The organism is Ornithinimicrobium sediminis (assembly GCF_021272345.1).
GTDB lineage: Bacteria > Actinomycetota > Actinomycetes > Actinomycetales > Dermatophilaceae > Ornithinicoccus > Ornithinicoccus sediminis_B.
Map to the genome: position 1 here is coordinate 181,020 of NZ_JAJSDQ010000005.1, position 16,282 is coordinate 197,301.

Genomic DNA, 16,282 nt, shown 5'->3' on the forward strand with positions numbered 1-16,282 from the left:
TCGAGAGCTTTTCAGGCTCGCGACCGGCGCCCGGTCCGGGTGAGGGCGTACCACCCCAGGCCCGCACCGACCACGGCCAGACCGCCGGCCACGGAGGCCGCAGGGAGGGTCACCACGAGCACGAGACACCCCAGCAGCCCCACGACCGGCACCGTCCGCGCGAGCCGCCAGTCGCCCCGCAGCGTCCAGGCCGCCGCGTTGGCGACCGCGTAGTAGAGCAGCACCCCGAAGCTGGAGAAGCCGATGGCGCCGCGCAGGTCGGCCACCAGCACCACCGCGAGCACGACGGCGCCGACGACCACCTCGGCCACCCAGGGGACCCCACGGCGCTGGTCCACCCGGCGCAGCGCACGCGGCAGGTGGCCACCGCGGGCCATCGCCAGGCTGGTCCGGGAGATCCCGAGGAGCAGGTTCAGCAGCGCTCCCAGGGCTGCCGCCGTCGCCGCCGCCCGCAGCACCCAGCCCGCCTGGCCGCCCCACACGCGCTCCGCGACCTCGGCCAACGGAGCGGTCGAGGTCGCGGTGCCGGCCACCCCGAGGACGTCGAGCACCAGCAGGCCGACCGCCGCGTAGACCAGCGCCACGCAGGACAGGGCGAGCACCACCGCGCGGGGTATGGTCCGGGCCGGGTCGCGCACCTCCTCCCCGAGGGTCGCGATGCGCGCGTAGCCGGCGAAGGCGAAGAACAGCAGCCCGGCCGCCTGCAGCACCCCGGTCGGCCCGACCTCCACCATCCCGGTCCCCCCACCGTCGGAGGCGCCGGCGACCAGCCGGGCCACGACCAGGCCGGCGAGGACCGCGAGCACGATCGTCACGACGACCTCGGAGGCACGCGCGGAGCGCTGCACCCCCGCCAGGTTCAGCGTGGTCACCAGGACCACGGCCGTCACGGCAGCGACCCGCTCGTGCCCAGGGACGGCATACGCCCCGACAGTGAGCGCCATCGCGGCGCACGAGGCCGTCTTGCCGACGACGAAGCACCATCCCGCCAGGAAGCCGGGGAGCTCACCGAGCCGCTCGCGGCCGTACACGTAGGTGCCCCCGGCCGACGGGTACCGCGCCGCCAGCGCCGCGGACGACAGTGCGTTGCACAGCGCCACGACACCGGCCAGGAGCAGGCTCAGCAGCACCCACCGTCCCGCGGCGGCGGTCGCCGGCGCCCAGACCGCGAAGAGGCCCGCACCGATCATCGACCCCAGCCCGATCGCGACGGCGTCGCGCAGACCGAGAGTGCGCCGCAGGGCCACCCCCTCAGTCCAGGTGGAAGACCACGGGCACCGGCAGCGCCACGGTGCGCGACACGGTGCAGAGCCGGTCCCTGGACATGGCGACGGCACTGGGCAGCCGCTCCCCCGCGCGGTCACCGTCCTCACCGGCCGGGAAGCGCACCGTGAAGTGCACCTCCACCGACTCCAGGTGGTTGCCCCCCTCGTCGCGGACCTTGCGACCGGAGGCGCTCAGCTCGAAGGCGTCCGGCTCGGCCAGCCGTGAGGTGAGCAGGTCGACGTCCACGGCGGAGCACCCGGCCACGGCCGCCAGGAGCAGCTCCACCGGGGTGAACTCCGCCGTGCTGCCGTCCCCCATCGGCAGCTCACCCCCGCGGGGGTTCGTGGCCAGGTAGCGTGACGGGGCGGTGCGAAGCAGGGACACGGAGCGCAGGCTGTCGGACGACATGGCCGACAGTGTGCCAGGCCGCGGGAGACGGTGGTCGTCCTGTCCCGCAACGGCCTCGCTCAGGTGGCGGACCGGGTCTCGGTGATCGCCTCGACCTCCGGCACCGGCCACGTGTGCACCGGCTGGTTGAGCTCCATGTGCTCGACGTAGTGCGCGAACATCTCGTGCAGCGCCGCCTGACGGTCGTGGCCGGCCTCCTCGTAGGCCTCCGTGACCGCGACCTGCCAGCTCGCCCCGTTGGTGCGGCTCTGGCAGCGGCCCTCGATGACGTTGAGGTAGTAGTTGCGCACCTCACGGCGCAGACCCAGCGAGGCGAGGCCCTCGTCCGCGACCTTGAGCAGATGCTCCGAGACGAGCTCGGTGGCGTCGATCTTGCCCTGGCCCGGCCAGTACAGCTGGGCGTCGATGCCGTGCCGGGACGCCTCCTCGAAGTTGGCCTCGGCGTGGGCGAAGGGCATCTTGGTCCAGATCGGGCGGCCACTGCTGGTGAGGCTCTCGACGAGCCCGTAGTAGAAGCACGCGTTGGCCACCATGTCGATGACGCTGGGGCCGGCCGGCAGCACGCGGTTCTCCACGCGCAGGTGCGGCACACCCTTGGGGGCGTCGTAGATGGGCCGGTTCCAGCGCCAGACCGTGCCGTTGTGCAGCCGCAGCTCGGCCAGCTCGGGCACGCCGCCGTCCTGCAGGACCCGCATCGGGTCCTCGTCCGAGGCCTCGGGCAGCAGGGCGGGGAAGCAGCGCACGTTCTCCTCGAACAGGTCGAAGATCGAGGTGATCCAGCTGCGGCCGAAGTAGGAGCGCGGGCGGACCCCCTGGTACTTCTGCTCCACCGACCGGGTGTCGGTCATCTGGCTGAACAGCGGGATGCGGGTCTCGGCCCACAGGCGCCGGCCGAAGAGGTAGGGCGAGTTGGCGCCCATGGCGATCTGCACACCGGTGATCGCGGAGGCCGCGTTCCAGTAGGTCGGGAAGTCCTGGGGCGTGACCTGCTGGTGCAGCTGGATCGAGGTGCACCCGGACAGTGGGCCGATGTTCTCGAAGTAGTTGAGGACCCGCTCGCCGGTGGATCCCTCGATGTCCAGCTCCAGCCCCTCGCCGCGCTCGCGCAGGATCGAGTCGTTGAGAGCGGTGTAGCGCACCCCGAGGCTGAGCCACTCGCCGTCGAAGATCTCCGGCTGCAGGGTGGGCAGGATGCCGATCGCCGCCAGCCGGCCGCCGTGCGTGCGGGAGGCGTCACCGGCGGCACGCAGCGACTTGGACAGCCAGCGCTCGAGCCGCACCGCCTGGTCCCCGGCCATCGGCCGCGGCGGCACGTTCATCTCGATGTTGTAGCGACCCACCTCGGTCTGGAAGTCGCCGTCGCTGATGTCCTCCAGCACCGGTGCGTTGATCAGGGTCGGGTCCAGCGTCTCCTCGTCGACCAGGTTCAGCTCGATCTCCAGGCCCATCTGCGGGCGGGTGAAGTCGAAGCGGCTCTCCTCGAGCATCCGCTCGAAGACGTCGAGGTCGAGCAGCACCTTCTCCCGGAACGCCAGTCGCTGCTCCCGAGTGAAATCGGCGGAACTGACCTCTGCACCCATGGCCAAACCCAACCACACGCACCGGGTTTGGGCCAGTAGGTGGGACGCGCCGGGGAGGCGGTCCTACTCGGCGAGGTCCTCGATCGGCGGGCAGCTGCAGACCAGGTGCCGGTCCCCGTAGGCCCCGTCCAGCCGTCCGACCGGCGGCCAGTACTTGCGCGAGGGGTCCACCGAGCCGGGGTAGGCCGCGCTCATCCGGTCGTAGCCGCGCTCCCACTCCCCCGCCAGGGACAGCGCGGTATGGGGTGCGCCGCGCAGGACGCTGCCCTCGACGCCGTGCTCGGCCGCGGAGTCCATCTCGCCGCGGATCGCGATCATGGCGTCGCAGAACCGGTCGAGCTCGGCGAGGTCCTCGCTCTCGGTCGGCTCCACCATGAGGGTGCCTGCGACGGGGAAGGACATGGTCGGCGCATGGAAGCCGTAGTCGATCAGCCGCTTGGCGACGTCGTCGACGGTCGCACCGGTCTCCTTGGTCAGCCGCCGCAGGTCGAGGATGCACTCGTGCGCGACCAGGCCGTTCTCACCGGCGTAGAGCACCGGGAAGTGCTCGCGCAGCCGAGCGGCCACGTAGTTGGCGGAGAGCACGGCGACCTGGGCCGAGCGGGTCAGGCCTGCGCCTCCCACGAGCCGGACGTAGGCCCAGGAGATCGGCAGGATCCCGGCCGACCCGAACGGAGCCGCCGAGACGGCGCCGACACCGGAGCCGGGGCCTGCCTGGTCGTCCAGCGGGTGGTTGGGCAGGTAGGGGGCGAGGTGCTCGCGCACGGCGACCGGGCCCACCCCCGGCCCGCCGCCGCCGTGCGGGATGCAGAACGTCTTGTGCAGGTTGAGGTGGGAGACGTCGCCGCCGAAGGCACCCGGCTTGGCCAGGCCCATCATGGCGTTCAGGTTGGCACCGTCGACGTACACCTGGCCTCCGGCCTCGTGCACGAGGTCGCACAGCTCGGAGATGGTGTCCTCGAAGACCCCGTGGGTGGAGGGGTAGGTGACCATGATCGCGGCGAGCTCGTCGCGGTGCGTCTCGATCTTGGCGCGCAGGTCGTCCAGGTCGACGTTGCCGTGGTCGCCGGTCCCGACGACGACCACCCTCATGCCGGCCATGACGGCGCTGGCCGCGTTGGTGCCGTGGGCGCTGGCCGGGATGAGGCAGACGCGGCGCTGCTCCTCGCCGCGTGCACGGTGGTAGCCGCGGATGGCCAGCAGGCCGGAGAGCTCGCCCTGGGAGCCGGCGTTGGGCTGCAGGCTGACGCTGTCGTAGCCGGTGATGTCGCAGAGCCACTCGCTGAGCTGCCCGATGAGCTCGCGGTATCCCGCGCTCTGCTCGGGTGGGCAGAACGGGTGCAGGGAGGCGAACTCCGGCCAGGTGATGGCCTCCATCTCGGTGGTGGCGTTGAGCTTCATGGTGCACGAGCCCAGCGGGATCATGCCGCGGTCGAGCGCGAAGTCCTTGTCCGCCAGCGAGCGGAGGTAGCGCAGCATCGACGTCTCGCTGCGGTGCCGGTGGAAGACCGGGTGCTGGAGGTAGTCGCTGGTGCGCAGGTGCACCCGCGCCCAGTCGGGCGCGCTGAGGGGCCCGGGAGCGGCCGGTGCCGCCACCCCGAAGGCCTCGGCCACGGCGGCGAGGTGGTCGGTCGTGGTGGTCTCGTCGGTGCTCAGCAGCACCGTGTCCGCATCGGCCCGCCAGAGGTTGACCCCCAGCTCCCGGGCGGCTGCGACGACGTCGTCGGCCCGGCCCGGGACGGTGACCTGGAGGGTGTCGAACCAGTCGCCGTCGGCGACCTGGACGCCACCCTCACGCAGGACCGAGGCCAGGGCAGCGGCCTTGGCGTGGGCGCCCAGGGCGATCCTGCGCAGCCCGTCAGGCCCGTGCCAGACGGCGTACATCGCGGCGATCACCGCCAGCAGCACCTGGGCGGTGCAGATGTTGGAGGTGGCCTTCTCGCGGCGGATGTGCTGCTCGCGGGTCTGCAGCGCGAGGCGGTATGCCGGGGCACCGGCGGAGTCCTTGCTGACCCCGACCAGGCGGCCGGGCAGCGTGCGCTCCAGGCCCCCGCGCACGCTCATGAACGCGGCATGCGGGCCGCCGAAGCCCATCGGCACGCCGAACCGCTGGGTGGAGCCCACGGCGATGTCTGCCCCCCACTCCCCCGGCGGGGTGAGCAGCGTGAGCGCCAGCAGGTCGCACGCGGCCGTCACGAGGGCGCCGGCGCCGTGCGCCGCCTCGGTCAGGGCCCGGAAGTCGCGGACCAGGCCGTCGGCGCCGGGGTACTGCACGATCACGCCGAAGACGGGGCGCCCGCCGGCCGCGTCGGACAGGGTCTCGGTGTCCCGCACGTCCGACAGGTCTGCCGTGACGACGTCGATGCCCAGCGGCGTCGAGCGGGTGGCCAGCACGGCATGCGTCTGCGGGAGGACGTGCCGGTCCACCACCAGCACGGCGTCCTGGGCCACCTTGCTGGAGCGCCGCATCACGGTCATGGCCTCGGCGGCCGCGGTGGCCTCGTCGAGGAGGGAGGCCCCTGAGGTGTCCAGCGCCGTCAGGTCGGAGCACATCGTCTGGAAGTTGAGCAGGGCCTCGAGCCGGCCCTGGGAGATCTCGGGCTGGTAGGGCGTGTAGGCGGTGTACCAGGCCGGGTTCTCCAGCACGTTGCGACGCACGACCGGGGGGATGTGGGTGCCGTAGTAGCCCAGTCCGATCATGGAGGTCAGCACCTGGTTGCGGGAGGCCAGCGCCTGCAGCTCGTCGATCACCGACTGCTCCGAGGGCGCTGCCGCCAGCGACAGCGGGCTCTCGGTGCGGATGCCGGCCGGCAGCGCCGCGGCGACGAGGGACTCGAGGGAGTCCTGTCCCACCGCGGCGAGCATGACCTCCAGCTCCTCGTCGCGCGGACCGATGTGCCGGCCGACGAAGTCGGCGAGCTCGGTCAGCGGGAGGTCGACCTCGTCGTCGGTGACGACGCGGTCGGCGGGGCGGGACTCCGTGGTGGTCATGAGGCTCCTTCGCGGTCCAGGCGACTGCCTCCCCCTCTGTCCGTCCCACCGTCGGTTGGTCCGGCGGTGCGACGTTCCAGAGCTGCCTCGTCCGTGCGGTCCTGGCGCCTGAGAGCTTGTCGGGGAGTTTGCCCCTTCGGCGCCTCGACCCTGGCGGGTGGAGGACTCTCCCACACGGCGTCGCTGGCGTCACCAATCTAGCAGCCGGCCCGCAGGGTGTGCCTCCTGTGGGCCCGTCTCAGCTGGTCTTGCGCGCGCGTCGCCGGGCCGACAGCTCGTCGTCGATGCCCGAGACGGCCTCCTCGGCACGCTCGCTGGGGAGCTGGGCGAGCTGGCCCTCCACCTCACGCCAGACGCTGCCCACGGCGATCCCGAACACTCCCTGGCCGCCACGCACCAGGTCGATGACCTCGTCGTCGGAGGTGCAGGCGTAGACGCTGGCCCCGTCGCTCATCAGCGTGATGTTCGCGAGGTCCTCCACACCGCTCTCCCGCAGCTGGGTGACCGCCACCCGGATCTGCTGCAGGGAGACCCCGGTGTCGAGGAGCCGCTTGATGATCTTGAGGACCAGGATGTCGCGGAAGCTGTAGAGCCGCTGGGTGCCGGAGCCACTGGGGTTGCGCACGCTCGGCTCCACCAGACCGGTGCGCGCCCAGTAGTCGAGCTGACGGTAGGTCACACCGGCTGCGCCGCAGGCCGTGGGGCCGCGGTAGCCGACGCCGTCCTCCAGGGCCGGCACGTCCTGGGTGAAGAGCATCCCCTGGGAAGGGGTGCGTTGGGGCTCGGACTGACCGGGCAACTGCGCTCCCGCACCCACGGCACCCTCCTGGTCGTTGTCATGTCGACGATGCTGTCGACCTCGCCGTTCACGGGCGCCGCCGGGGCACACCGTCTCAGTTGACGGTAAGGCGCCGGATGCCGGGGGTCAATGACCGACGCGCCGCGATGACCCTCAGGACTCCGGCGGTGGGGTGTCCCCCGACGGCTCCTCGCCCTCCGGTCCGCCCTCGAAGTCCTCCGCCGAGACCTGGTCGAGGAACTCACGGAACCGCTCCACCTCGTCCTCGTCCTCGATGGCCATGGTGATGCCGGCGAGGTCCAGCAGGGCCTCGTCGGCCAGGATCGGTGTGGCCGAGCGCAGCGCCAGGGCGATGGCGTCGGAGGGTCGGGACTCGACGACCCGCCTGCCCCCGTCGAAGACCAGGCTCGCGTAGAAGATGCCGTCCTCCATGCCGGTGATCCGCACCTGCTCCAGCTGGTGGCCCAGCTGGCCGATGACGTTGACCATCAGGTCGTGCGTGAGCGGCCGGGGTGGCTCGACCCCCTGCTGTGCGTAGGCGATGGCCGTCGCCTCCGGGGCACCGATCCAGATCGGCAGGTAGCGCTGGCCGTGCCGCTCGCGGAGCAGCACGATGGGGCTGTTGGTCGGCATCTCGACCCGGACACCGAGGACGTCGAGTTCCTTCACGTTCTCACCGTACCCCCGCATGCGCCGGGACGCTGGGGCAGGGGCGGGCTACTGGGGCTGCGCCAGACCCGCGCGCACGAGGGCGATGTGCAGGCCCAGGCTCCGGGAGAGGATCTCGGCCTGGACCTCCTCCGGGTCCGGCCCCGCGGCCCCGCGTGCCCGCCGTCGCCGCAGCGGCTCCAGCACCTGCTCGGCCAGCCCGATCTCACGGTCGGCCGCGACGCGGAAGAGCCTGAGGTGCCGGGCCTCGATGCCGTATGCCGCGAGCGCGGCCGCCTCGCGGGCCACGTCGATGTCCTCCGCGCTGTGCCGGCCCGTCGAGTCCAGACGCAGGAGCCCGAACTGCAGCAGGGCACCGTAGGTGGGCATGTCCAGGCCGGTGGTCTCGCGCAGCTCGGCCGGCTTCATGCGCACGATGCGCCGTCGCCGCAGCGAGCCGGGCGTGACCGCGGCTGCAGGCGCCTCTGCGGCGGGCACCGTGGCAGCGCTCGGCGCGGTGGTCTGCTCCGGAGCGACGGCCCCTTCCTCCAGCTCGGGCACGGGCAGGCCCCGGTCCAGCCTGTCCAGGACGTCCTTGATGACCTTCAGAGGCCAGAACCGGTCCCGCTGGGCGGTGAGGACGAACCGGAGCCGGTCGACGTCCTCCTCGGTGAAGGTGCGGTAGCCGCTCTCCCGACGGCGCGGCCGCAGCAGCCCCTCGGACTCCAGGAAGCGGATCTTGGAGACGGTCAGGTCGGGGAAGTCGGGCTGCAGCATCTGCAGGACACGGCCGATGGACGCACCTCCGGGGGAGACCGCGGCGGCTGCTGCGGGCTGGCTCACTGCCGCCCGCGGTAGAAGACGAGCCGGAACTTGCCGATCTGGACCTCGTCGCCCGCCTCCAGGGCGACCTCGTCGATCCGCTTGCGGTTGACGTAGGTCCCGTTGAGCGAGCCCACGTCACGCACGGCGAACGTGTCGTCCCGCTTGACGAACACCGCGTGCCGTCGCGAGACCGTCACGTCGTCGAGGAAGATGTCGCTCTGCGGGTGCCGGCCCGAGCTCACCTCGTCACTGTCCAGCAGGAAGCGGGCACCGGTGTTGGGGCCACGGAGCACGATGAGCAGAGCCGTCCCGGGACGCAGCGCGTCGACCGTGCGCTGGTCGTCCGGTGAGAGCCGAGGCGCCTCCTCGTCGAAGGAGTACTCGGTCGCGGGGACGTCGACGCCGTGAGGGATCCGGGCCGTCGTCGGGTCGGTGCCGTACCCGTGGTGCTCGCGTTCCCGCTCGCTCACTGACACACCTTCTTCCTACGTCGGACGGCGTCGTCGTCGACGCCGCGGAGGCTTCGTCCTTCGGGGTCCGCCCCACTGTAGTGCAGCGGGACGGCTGTGGGTCAGGACACGTGCTCCCGGTAGCCCTCCACGTCGAGGAGGTCGTCCAGGGCGGACTCGTCCGCCACCCGCATCTCGAACATCCACCCTTCACCGTAGCTGTCGCTGTTCACCAGCTCCGGCGTGGAGTCGAGCTGGTCGTTGACGGCCGTCACCTCTCCCTCGAGCGGTGCGTACAGGTCGCTCACGGACTTGGTGGACTCCACCTCGCCGCAGGCGTCACCCGAGCTCACGGTGTCCCCGACAGCCGGGAGGCTGACGTAGACCACGTCGCCCAGCGCGTCCTGGGCGTAGGACGTGATGCCGACGCGCACGACCCCGTCGCCCTGCACGCGCACCCACTCGTGGTCACTCGTGTAGCGCAGGTCCGCGGGGTACTCCAGCTCGCTCATCGTGCTCCTCCAGGAAAGGTGGGTCGCCTGGGCGGCCCACAACGGTGTAGGTAGGTCGAGACTAGCGCCCCTCGCTCGGCGGCACCGGTCGGGCGTGCTCCAGCGTCGGGGGCTCGTGGACCGCGTCGATCACCAGCTCCTCCCCCTCGGTCACCTGGACCTCTCCGCCGACCCGCCGGACACTGTCGTTGAACCCTCCAGGGATGGCCAGGGCACCGGCCAGGGTGTGTCCGTCGCCGATGGCGACGACGCTGTAAGGGGCTGCCACCGGTTGTCCGTCGACGGTCAGGCGACCCTCGTCGACCCCGATCCACGTCGTCGCCACCACCCGTGCCGGACCGATCTGGATGGCCTCGGCCCCGGCGTCGCGCAGCTCCTGCACGAGGTCGATCATCATGGTCGTCGTCACCTCACCCTCGGGGTCCGAGACCCGCACGGAGACCCCCGGCCCGGACACGGGCACCGTGCCGGCCAGGATCTGGTAGCTCTCCAGACGGCTCTGTGCGGCCTGGGCCGCCGCGGCGTCCCCACCGCCGCTCTCCAGGCGGCTCCTGTCCTGCTCGAGGGAGCGCACCTCGTCCTCGAGACGGTCGGCCCGGTCGGTGACGTCGTCCAGCAGCGCGATGAGGTCGGTCTCCCGCAGGTTCTCCAGATCGGCCGTCTGGGTGCTGCGGACCTGCGCCACCAGGGCCAGGCCCAGCACCAGGGTGAGCAGTGCGGCGAGCAGCGTGCCCCGGCTCAGGCGCGCCCTGCTGATGGTGCTCAGGCGGCGCCATGCCACGCGTCGGGGCACCTTCGGGCGGGCGGCGGAGGGGGCCCCGGGTGCGGACACCGCGTGGCTGGAGGCCGGGGCACCCGGGTCCTCGTCCGGCTCGTGCTGCGCGGGGGACACCGACTAGGCCCCCAGCAGGTGGCGGCGGATGGCTGCGACGTTGGAGAAGATGCGCAGCCCCAGGACCACGACGACGCCCGTCGAGAGCTGGGCGCCGACGCCCAGCTGGTTGCCGAGGAAGACGATCAGCCCGGCGACCAGCACGTTGGACAGGATCGAGATCACGAAGACCCGGTCGTTGAAGATGCCCTCCAGCGACGCGCGCACCCCGCCGAAGACGGCGTCGAGCGCGGCGATGACGGCGATGGGCAGGTAGGGCTCGAGCCAGCCGGGCACCTCGGGCTGCAACATCAGCCCGAGCACCACCCCCACCACCAGGCCCAGGACGGGTATCACGGGTTCTCCTCGGTGCTGCTGTCCTCCGGCGCCGGGACGGCCACCCTGGTCGTGAGCCGTTCGGCCGCCGGCACCGTGATCTCGTCGGTCACGGTCGTGTCCACGATGATGCCGTACTCCCGGCTCAGCTCGGCGAGGTACTCGCCGGTGACCCCCTCCGAGACCTCGCGTCCCAGGCTCTCCGGCTCCCCGATCGCCCGCACCGTGTAGGGGCGGGTCAGGCCGCGGAAGTCGACGATGATCGCCTCCCCGGCGAACCGGATCGAGGACGTGGACGTCAGGCGCCGGTCGTTGACGTCCACCGCCTCGGCGCCGGCGGACCACAGGCCGTTGACGACGGCCTGCAGGTCACGAGCCAGGACCCGCTCACCTGCTCCGCTCTGTCCCGTCTCGCTCGGGGCGTCGTCGAGCACGACGACCACTCCCGGACCGGTGACCGCGGTGGCGCCGACGAGCGTGCCGGCGTCCCGGATCTCCTCGGAGCGGTCGTCGGGTGTCCCCTGCAGGGCCAGCTCCTCGAGGTCGGCGATCTCGGCGCGCAGCACCTCGACGCGCTCGGCGTAGCTGTCGCCGAGCGCGTTGGTCGCCTCGATGCGCTCGACGAGCTCGGCGCGGGCCTCTGCGTTCTGCGGGTCGGGGGTCCGCAGGGTGACTGCCGCGACACTCAGGACGAAGCCCACCACCAGAGCCGTGGCGAGCATGAGCAGGCTGCGCTGACCGGTCGAGGAGGGCAGACCCTCCGCACGCCGCCGCGTCGCCGCCGACTGGTAGCCCGGGTCGAGGGGCCGGTCGAGCACCTCCTGCAGCAGGCGCATCGACGCAGCCGGGTCGGCGTCCCGCTCACGGGTGACGGCCGACGGCCACCTCACGGCGTCACCGCACGCCACTGTCGGCGGCGCTGGCGCACCATGTCGCTCACCTGCATCGCGTAGAGCACCGCCCCCAGGAGGTACAGCGCGGTGCCCCACCAGACGAAGGCCCAGCCGACCGGCTGCGCGACCTGCCCGACCAGGGAGTCCTGGGCCCCCAGCAGGACGAGAGGGAAGGCGTAGAGCAGGTTGAAGGTGGCCGCTTTGCCGACGAAGTGCACGGGCGGCACCGGAAGACGGTACGCCCGAGCCACGGGGTACATTCCCGCGATGAAGGCGTCCCGGGCGACCAGCAGGAGGACCAGCCACCAGGGGATGATGTCGCGCCAGGCCAGGCCGAGCAGCGTGGTGGCGATGTAGAGACGGTCGGCGATCGGGTCGAGGTACTGCCCCACCTTGGAGACCAGCCCGTAGTGCCGGGCGATCTTGCCGTCGAGGTAGTCGCTGACCCCCGAGAGCGCCAGGACGAGGATCGCCCAGCCGTCCTGCTCGGTGAGGAGCAGCCAGAGGAACAGGGGCACGCCCACCAGGCGGAGACCGGAGAGCAGGTTGGGAACGGTCAGCCACTCGTGCCTGCGGGGCATGACCTGGGGGGTGCGCGCAGCGCCCTCACCGGTGCCCCCGGTCCCCTGCTGGTCGTCCACGCTCACAGCCTATGCGGCACCTGCTCCCTCCGTGGTGATCTCGGACACGGCTGTGTGCCGGGCCGGCCACGAGGCCTCATGCTGGAGGAGCCATGCGTCTGCAGTGCGGCATACGCGCACACCCTTTGCCGTCCCCGACGGAGCACCATGACGAGGACCATCCCGCCGGCGCCCAGGCACATCGCCCTGGTCGCCCACGACACCATGAAGGTGGAGCTGCTGCGATGGGCGGCCCACAACCGCGAGACGCTGTCGCAGCACGTCCTGTACGCCACCGGCACCACAGGCACCATGCTGGAGTACGAGCTCGGCCTCCCGGTCCACCGGTTCATGTCCGGACCGGTCGGCGGTGACCAGCAGATCGGGGCACGGATCGCCGAGGGCGGCATCACGGTGCTCGTGTTCTTCTGGGACCCGCTGGAGGCGCAACCCCACGACCCTGACGTGAAGGCACTGCTGCGCATCGGGACGGTCTGGAACGTGCCGATGGCCTGCAACGTCGCCTCGGCGGACATGATGATCGCCTCGCGGCTGCTCCTCGGCGGCTACGAGAACCGCCGCCCCGACCTCACCCCCCGGGAGTGGGACGAGACGGGCGAGCGACCGGTCTGAGGTCCGGCAGCCGCGTCCCCTCAGTCGTCGCGGGGCCGTCCTGTCCCGTCGTCGTGGCCCGGAGCCGTCCCACGGTCCCGATCGTGCTGCAGGTCGGGGTCGAGCTCGTGGGCTCGCTGCTCCAGGCGATCGGCCTCCTCGCGTTCCTGCTGGGCGTGCTCGGCTCGCTGGTGCGCCTCGGCCTCCTCGTGGGCAGCCCGATCCTCGACCTCGGCACGCTCACGACGGGCGCGAGCCTCCTGCTCGTCGGCGACCGCGGTCTCCTGCTCGGCCTGGGTGGCATGTCGCTGCGACTCCTGGACGTGGTCACGGGCCTGCGCCCGGTTGCGCTCCGCGCCGGCGCTGCGCATCCGTGGCACCGCCAGCGCGAGGGCGAGCAGGACCAGCACGACGACGACGATCAGGACGATCTGCCAGGTTTCCACGGGTCTCCTCCAGTGTGGGTTCCGGCCAGTCTGACCTCACCCTCCGGGAGCGGCAACCTGACACTGTCACGTGGCGCGCTGTCCCGACCTTCTGCCGCGACCGGCCAGGTTCACACCGAGACGAGGCTCCACAGCACCCCCGCCCCGACGCCGAGCACGACGCTGAGAGCGGCGGTCACGACTGCCGTCGACGCTGACCAGGCGGCCGGCGTGACGGCACGGGGTGTCGTGAGCACACCCGGCGGCTCGCCTCCTGCGTAGACGGGCGCGATCCAGCGCAGGTAGTAGAAGAGGCTGGCGACGGTGTTGACGAGGACCAGCACGGCCAGCCAGACATAGCCGGCGTCCCAGGCGGCGGCGGTGGTGGTGAGCTTGCCGACGAAGACCACGGTCGGCGGGGTGCCGACGAGGCCGAGCAGTGCCACCACCAACGCTGCGCCCAGCCACGGGTGGGCGCGACCCATCCCACGGTAGGAGTGCAGGTCTCGTCTGTCGGGGAAGGCGGTGGTCACCGCGAACGCCGCGAGGTTGGTGACCGTGTAGCCCGCGAGGTAGACCAGCAGCGAGGGAAGCGCCAGGTCGCTCTGCCCGGCAACCGCGACCGGCACGAGCAGGTAGCCGACCTGGCTCACGGTGGACCAGCCGAGCAGCCGGCGGGGGTCGGTCTGCCAGTAGGCAGCGAGGTTGCCCAGGGTCATGCTCACCACGGCCAGCAGCGCGACCAGCAACGGCCAGGCCACGGTGTCCGGAAGCATCGAGACGAGCCGGTAGGCAGCGATCACTGCCCCGATCTTGGGCACGGTGGTGAGGAAGGCCGCGACGGCCCCTCCCGAGGCCTGTGCCGCGTCGGGGACCCAGAAGTGCCCCGGAGCGCCACCGGCCTTGAACATCAACCCGCCCAGCACCGCCATGACGCCCGTGCCCACCACGGCCGCCGGGGCGTCGGCGAGCCGGTCGGTGAGCTCGACGTACGACGTGGTCGCGGACACGCCGTAGAGCAGGGTGACCCCGGCCAGCAGGAGGATGCCGAAGAGGGCACCCAGCAGGTAGGTCTTCATCGTCGCCTCGGCGCTGAGGGGTGTCCGCGCGATCCCGATGAGGCCGTAGAGCGGGATGCTCGCGAGCAGGAACCCGACCGTCACGACGAGCAGGTCGTCGGCGCCGGCAAGAACGAGCGTCCCGGTGCTCGAGAAGAGCAGCAGCGCGTAGGTCTCGCTCTCCCGCGGGGTGCCGCTGATCTCGTCCGAGGCCATCGCCAGCACGACGAGGGTGCCGAGCGCGACGACGATCCGTGCCACTCCCGTCGTGGTGTCGACGGTGAAGGTGCCCTCCATCGCCATCTCTGCCGGACCCGGCAGGGCGAGCGCGGCCAGGACGGTCGCCGTCACCAGTGCGGTCGCTGCCACGACGCGGGTGGCCCACTGGCGGGTGCGCGGCAGGAAGGACCCGCTCATGAGCACCACGAGCCCGCCGAGGAAGAGCACGATCTCCGGCAGGAGCAGGGCAGGACGCATGGCCATGGACTCCACCGCGGGCTACCTCCCGACGAGCTCGACGACGACCTCGGCCGCGGGCTCGATCACGTCGAGCAGTGGCCGGGGCAGGACCCCGATGAGCAGCGACAGCACGAGCAGCGTGCCGACCGACCACAGCTCGGCGGGACGCAGGTCTGCGAAGCCGACGGAGGCGCCTCTCGTGGGGCCGGTGAAGATGCGCTGCAGGGCCCGCAGGAACAGCGCCGCGGTGATGAGGATGCCCACCAGCGCGAGCGCGGTGACGGGTGCGGCGGCGATGCTGCCGGTGAAGATCTGGAACTCCGCGATGAACCCTGAGAGCCCGGGCAGGCCGAGGGAGGCGAACGCGCCGACGGCGAAGAGCGTCGCGAGACGGGGGGCAGGACCTGCCAGCCCCCCGTACGACCCCATGTCGTAGGTGCCCGCACGTTCCCACAGGACCCCTGCGAGGAGGAACAGGGCACCGGTGACCAGGCCGTGGCTCACCATCTGGGTGACGGCACCGGTGACCGCGATGGCGCGCGCCTGCGCCGTGTCGTCGGCGACCATCCCGGCGGCGCCGACGGCCAGGACGACGTAACCCATGTGGTTGACCGAGGTGTAGGCGACCATGCGCTTGAGGTCCGTCTGGGCCAGGGCCACCAGTGCGCCGTAGACGACCGAGACGATGCCCACGACGACGATCACCCAGGCCCAGGCTCGCCAGGCCTCGGGGAGCATCGGCATCGCGATGCGGACGAGACCGTAGGTGCCCATCTTCAGCAGGACCCCGGCCAGGACGGCCGAGCCGATCGCAGGTGCGTCGGTGTGGGCGGGCGGGAGCCAGGTGTGGAAGGGCACCGTCGGCGTCTTGACCGCCAGCCCGACCAGGATCGCGGCCAGCACCAGGCCACCGCCGAGGGAGGAGCCGGCCAGCGGGGTCTGCTCGGCGAGCTCGACCATGTCGAACGTGTGCGGTTCGGCCGCGATGTAGAGCCCGATGAAACCGGCGAGCAGGGCCAGGGAGCCCAGGAACGTGTAGAGGAAGAACTTCATCGCCGACCGGCCGGCGTCGTTGTGGCCCCATCCGGCGATCACGAAGTACATGCCCACGATGGACAGGTCGAAGAAGAGGAAGAAGAGGATCAGGTCGGCCGCCACGAAGAGACCCAGGCTCACGCTCTGCAGGAAGAGGAACAGCGCGGCCTGGGGTCGAGGCCGGTCGGTCTCGCGGAGCGCGAACACCGCGCAGGCGAGGAAGATGACCGCCGTCATCGCGACCAGGGGGAGGGACAGTCCGTCCACGCCGATGTGGTAGCTGCTGTTCACACCGGGGATCCATGGGGCCCGCTCCTCGAACGCCAGCCGACCCGTCCCCGGGTCCTCGTAGCGCAGCCACACGGCGGCGACGAGGGCGAGGTCGACGGCCGCCACGACGACCCAGACCCATCGGGAGACCGCGTCGCCGAGCCGTGGCACGGCGACGAGGGCCAGGGCCGCGGCCAGAGGGAGGAAGACGATCAGGCTGAGCAC

At 71.7% G+C, this 16,282-nt stretch carries 17 protein-coding genes and 1 riboswitch; of the genes, 1 reads left to right on the top strand and 16 read right to left on the bottom strand.

The window, feature by feature from the left end; translation table 11 throughout:
• Window positions 1-11 precede the first annotated feature (11 nt).
• From LVO85_RS12810 to LVO85_RS12870, 13 genes are all read right to left on the bottom strand, one after another.
• On the bottom strand, window positions 12-1,247 hold the full coding sequence (locus LVO85_RS12810; RefSeq protein ID WP_332875436.1) for an APC family permease: 1,236 nt from the start codon (window positions 1,245-1,247) through the stop codon (window positions 12-14).
• A gap of 4 nt (window positions 1,248-1,251) precedes the next feature.
• A complete protein-coding gene (locus LVO85_RS12815) occupies window positions 1,252-1,674 on the bottom strand; it encodes an OsmC family protein (RefSeq protein WP_232747878.1) in 423 nt (140 codons plus the stop codon).
• Between the two features lie 59 nt (window positions 1,675-1,733).
• Window positions 1,734-3,254 (bottom strand): glutamate--cysteine ligase, encoded by a 1,521-nt coding sequence (locus LVO85_RS12820; protein WP_232747879.1) that lies wholly within the window; start codon window positions 3,252-3,254, stop codon window positions 1,734-1,736.
• Window positions 3,255-3,317: 63 nt separating this feature from the next.
• Entirely contained in the window at window positions 3,318-6,245 is a 2,928-nt protein-coding gene (gene gcvP, locus LVO85_RS12825; protein ID WP_232747880.1) for an aminomethyl-transferring glycine dehydrogenase, read from the bottom strand.
• A gap of 86 nt (window positions 6,246-6,331) precedes the next feature.
• Window positions 6,332-6,428: riboswitch (glycine riboswitch) on the bottom strand.
• A gap of 55 nt (window positions 6,429-6,483) precedes the next feature.
• A complete protein-coding gene (locus tag LVO85_RS12830) occupies window positions 6,484-7,002 on the bottom strand; it encodes a MerR family transcriptional regulator (protein WP_232747881.1) in 519 nt (172 codons plus the stop codon).
• Window positions 7,003-7,197: 195 nt separating this feature from the next.
• Complete coding sequence (locus LVO85_RS12835; protein ID WP_232747882.1) at window positions 7,198-7,713, bottom strand: bifunctional nuclease family protein; 516 nt, start codon at window positions 7,711-7,713, stop codon at window positions 7,198-7,200.
• Window positions 7,714-7,761: 48 nt separating this feature from the next.
• A complete protein-coding gene (gene ftsR, locus LVO85_RS12840) occupies window positions 7,762-8,535 on the bottom strand; it encodes a transcriptional regulator FtsR (RefSeq protein WP_232747883.1) in 774 nt (257 codons plus the stop codon).
• Window positions 8,532-8,987 (bottom strand): FHA domain-containing protein, encoded by a 456-nt coding sequence (locus tag LVO85_RS12845; protein ID WP_408637694.1) that lies wholly within the window; start codon window positions 8,985-8,987, stop codon window positions 8,532-8,534. Before LVO85_RS12845 ends, ftsR begins: the two co-directional genes overlap by 4 nt.
• A 101-nt stretch (window positions 8,988-9,088) precedes the next feature.
• Entirely contained in the window at window positions 9,089-9,478 is a 390-nt protein-coding gene (gene gcvH, locus LVO85_RS12850) for a glycine cleavage system protein GcvH (RefSeq protein ID WP_232747884.1), read from the bottom strand.
• A gap of 61 nt (window positions 9,479-9,539) precedes the next feature.
• On the bottom strand, window positions 9,540-10,259 hold the full coding sequence (locus LVO85_RS17090; RefSeq protein ID WP_232747885.1) for a DUF881 domain-containing protein: 720 nt from the start codon (window positions 10,257-10,259) through the stop codon (window positions 9,540-9,542).
• Between the two features lie 114 nt (window positions 10,260-10,373).
• On the bottom strand, window positions 10,374-10,706 hold the full coding sequence (locus LVO85_RS12860; protein WP_232747886.1) for a small basic family protein: 333 nt from the start codon (window positions 10,704-10,706) through the stop codon (window positions 10,374-10,376).
• Window positions 10,703-11,575, bottom strand: coding sequence for a DUF881 domain-containing protein (locus LVO85_RS12865; RefSeq protein ID WP_232747887.1), 873 nt, complete (start codon window positions 11,573-11,575; stop codon window positions 10,703-10,705). Before LVO85_RS12865 ends, LVO85_RS12860 begins: the two co-directional genes overlap by 4 nt.
• Window positions 11,572-12,219, bottom strand: coding sequence for a CDP-alcohol phosphatidyltransferase family protein (locus tag LVO85_RS12870; RefSeq protein ID WP_332875437.1), 648 nt, complete (start codon window positions 12,217-12,219; stop codon window positions 11,572-11,574). Before LVO85_RS12870 ends, LVO85_RS12865 begins: the two co-directional genes overlap by 4 nt.
• Before the next feature lie 147 nt (window positions 12,220-12,366).
• Here LVO85_RS12870 and LVO85_RS12875 point away from each other — a divergent pair, with 147 nt between their 5' ends.
• Complete coding sequence (locus LVO85_RS12875; protein ID WP_232747888.1) at window positions 12,367-12,831, top strand: methylglyoxal synthase; 465 nt, start codon at window positions 12,367-12,369, stop codon at window positions 12,829-12,831.
• 20 nt (window positions 12,832-12,851) lie between these two features.
• Here the strand turns inward: LVO85_RS12875 and LVO85_RS12880 are convergent, their stop codons facing one another.
• The 3 genes from LVO85_RS12880 to LVO85_RS12890 form a co-directional block, all read right to left on the bottom strand.
• Window positions 12,852-13,256 (bottom strand): hypothetical protein, encoded by a 405-nt coding sequence (locus LVO85_RS12880; protein ID WP_232747889.1) that lies wholly within the window; start codon window positions 13,254-13,256, stop codon window positions 12,852-12,854.
• 110 nt (window positions 13,257-13,366) lie between these two features.
• Window positions 13,367-14,776 (bottom strand): NADH-quinone oxidoreductase subunit N, encoded by a 1,410-nt coding sequence (locus LVO85_RS12885; RefSeq protein ID WP_232747890.1) that lies wholly within the window; start codon window positions 14,774-14,776, stop codon window positions 13,367-13,369.
• Window positions 14,777-14,791: 15 nt separating this feature from the next.
• Window positions 14,792-16,282 (bottom strand): complex I subunit 4 family protein, encoded by a 1,491-nt coding sequence (locus tag LVO85_RS12890; protein WP_232747891.1) that lies wholly within the window; start codon window positions 16,280-16,282, stop codon window positions 14,792-14,794.

Bases quoted from the DNA above. Each gene is read 5' to 3' on its own strand.
- gcvP (WP_232747880.1), bottom strand. From the start codon at position 6,245: ATGACCACCACGGAGTCCCGCCCCGCCGACCGCGTCGTCACCGACGAC.
- LVO85_RS12815 (WP_232747878.1), bottom strand. From the start codon at position 1,674: ATGTCGTCCGACAGCCTGCGCTCCGTGTCCCTGCTTCGCACCGCCCCG.
- LVO85_RS12885 (WP_232747890.1), bottom strand. From the start codon at position 14,776: ATGGCCATGCGTCCTGCCCTGCTCCTGCCGGAGATCGTGCTCTTCCTC.
- LVO85_RS12830 (WP_232747881.1), bottom strand. From the start codon at position 7,002: ATGCTCTTCACCCAGGACGTGCCGGCCCTGGAGGACGGCGTCGGCTAC.
- gcvH (WP_232747884.1), bottom strand. From the start codon at position 9,478: ATGAGCGAGCTGGAGTACCCCGCGGACCTGCGCTACACGAGTGACCAC.
- LVO85_RS12820 (WP_232747879.1), bottom strand. From the start codon at position 3,254: ATGGGTGCAGAGGTCAGTTCCGCCGATTTCACTCGGGAGCAGCGACTG.
- LVO85_RS12875 (WP_232747888.1), top strand. From the start codon at position 12,367: ATGACGAGGACCATCCCGCCGGCGCCCAGGCACATCGCCCTGGTCGCC.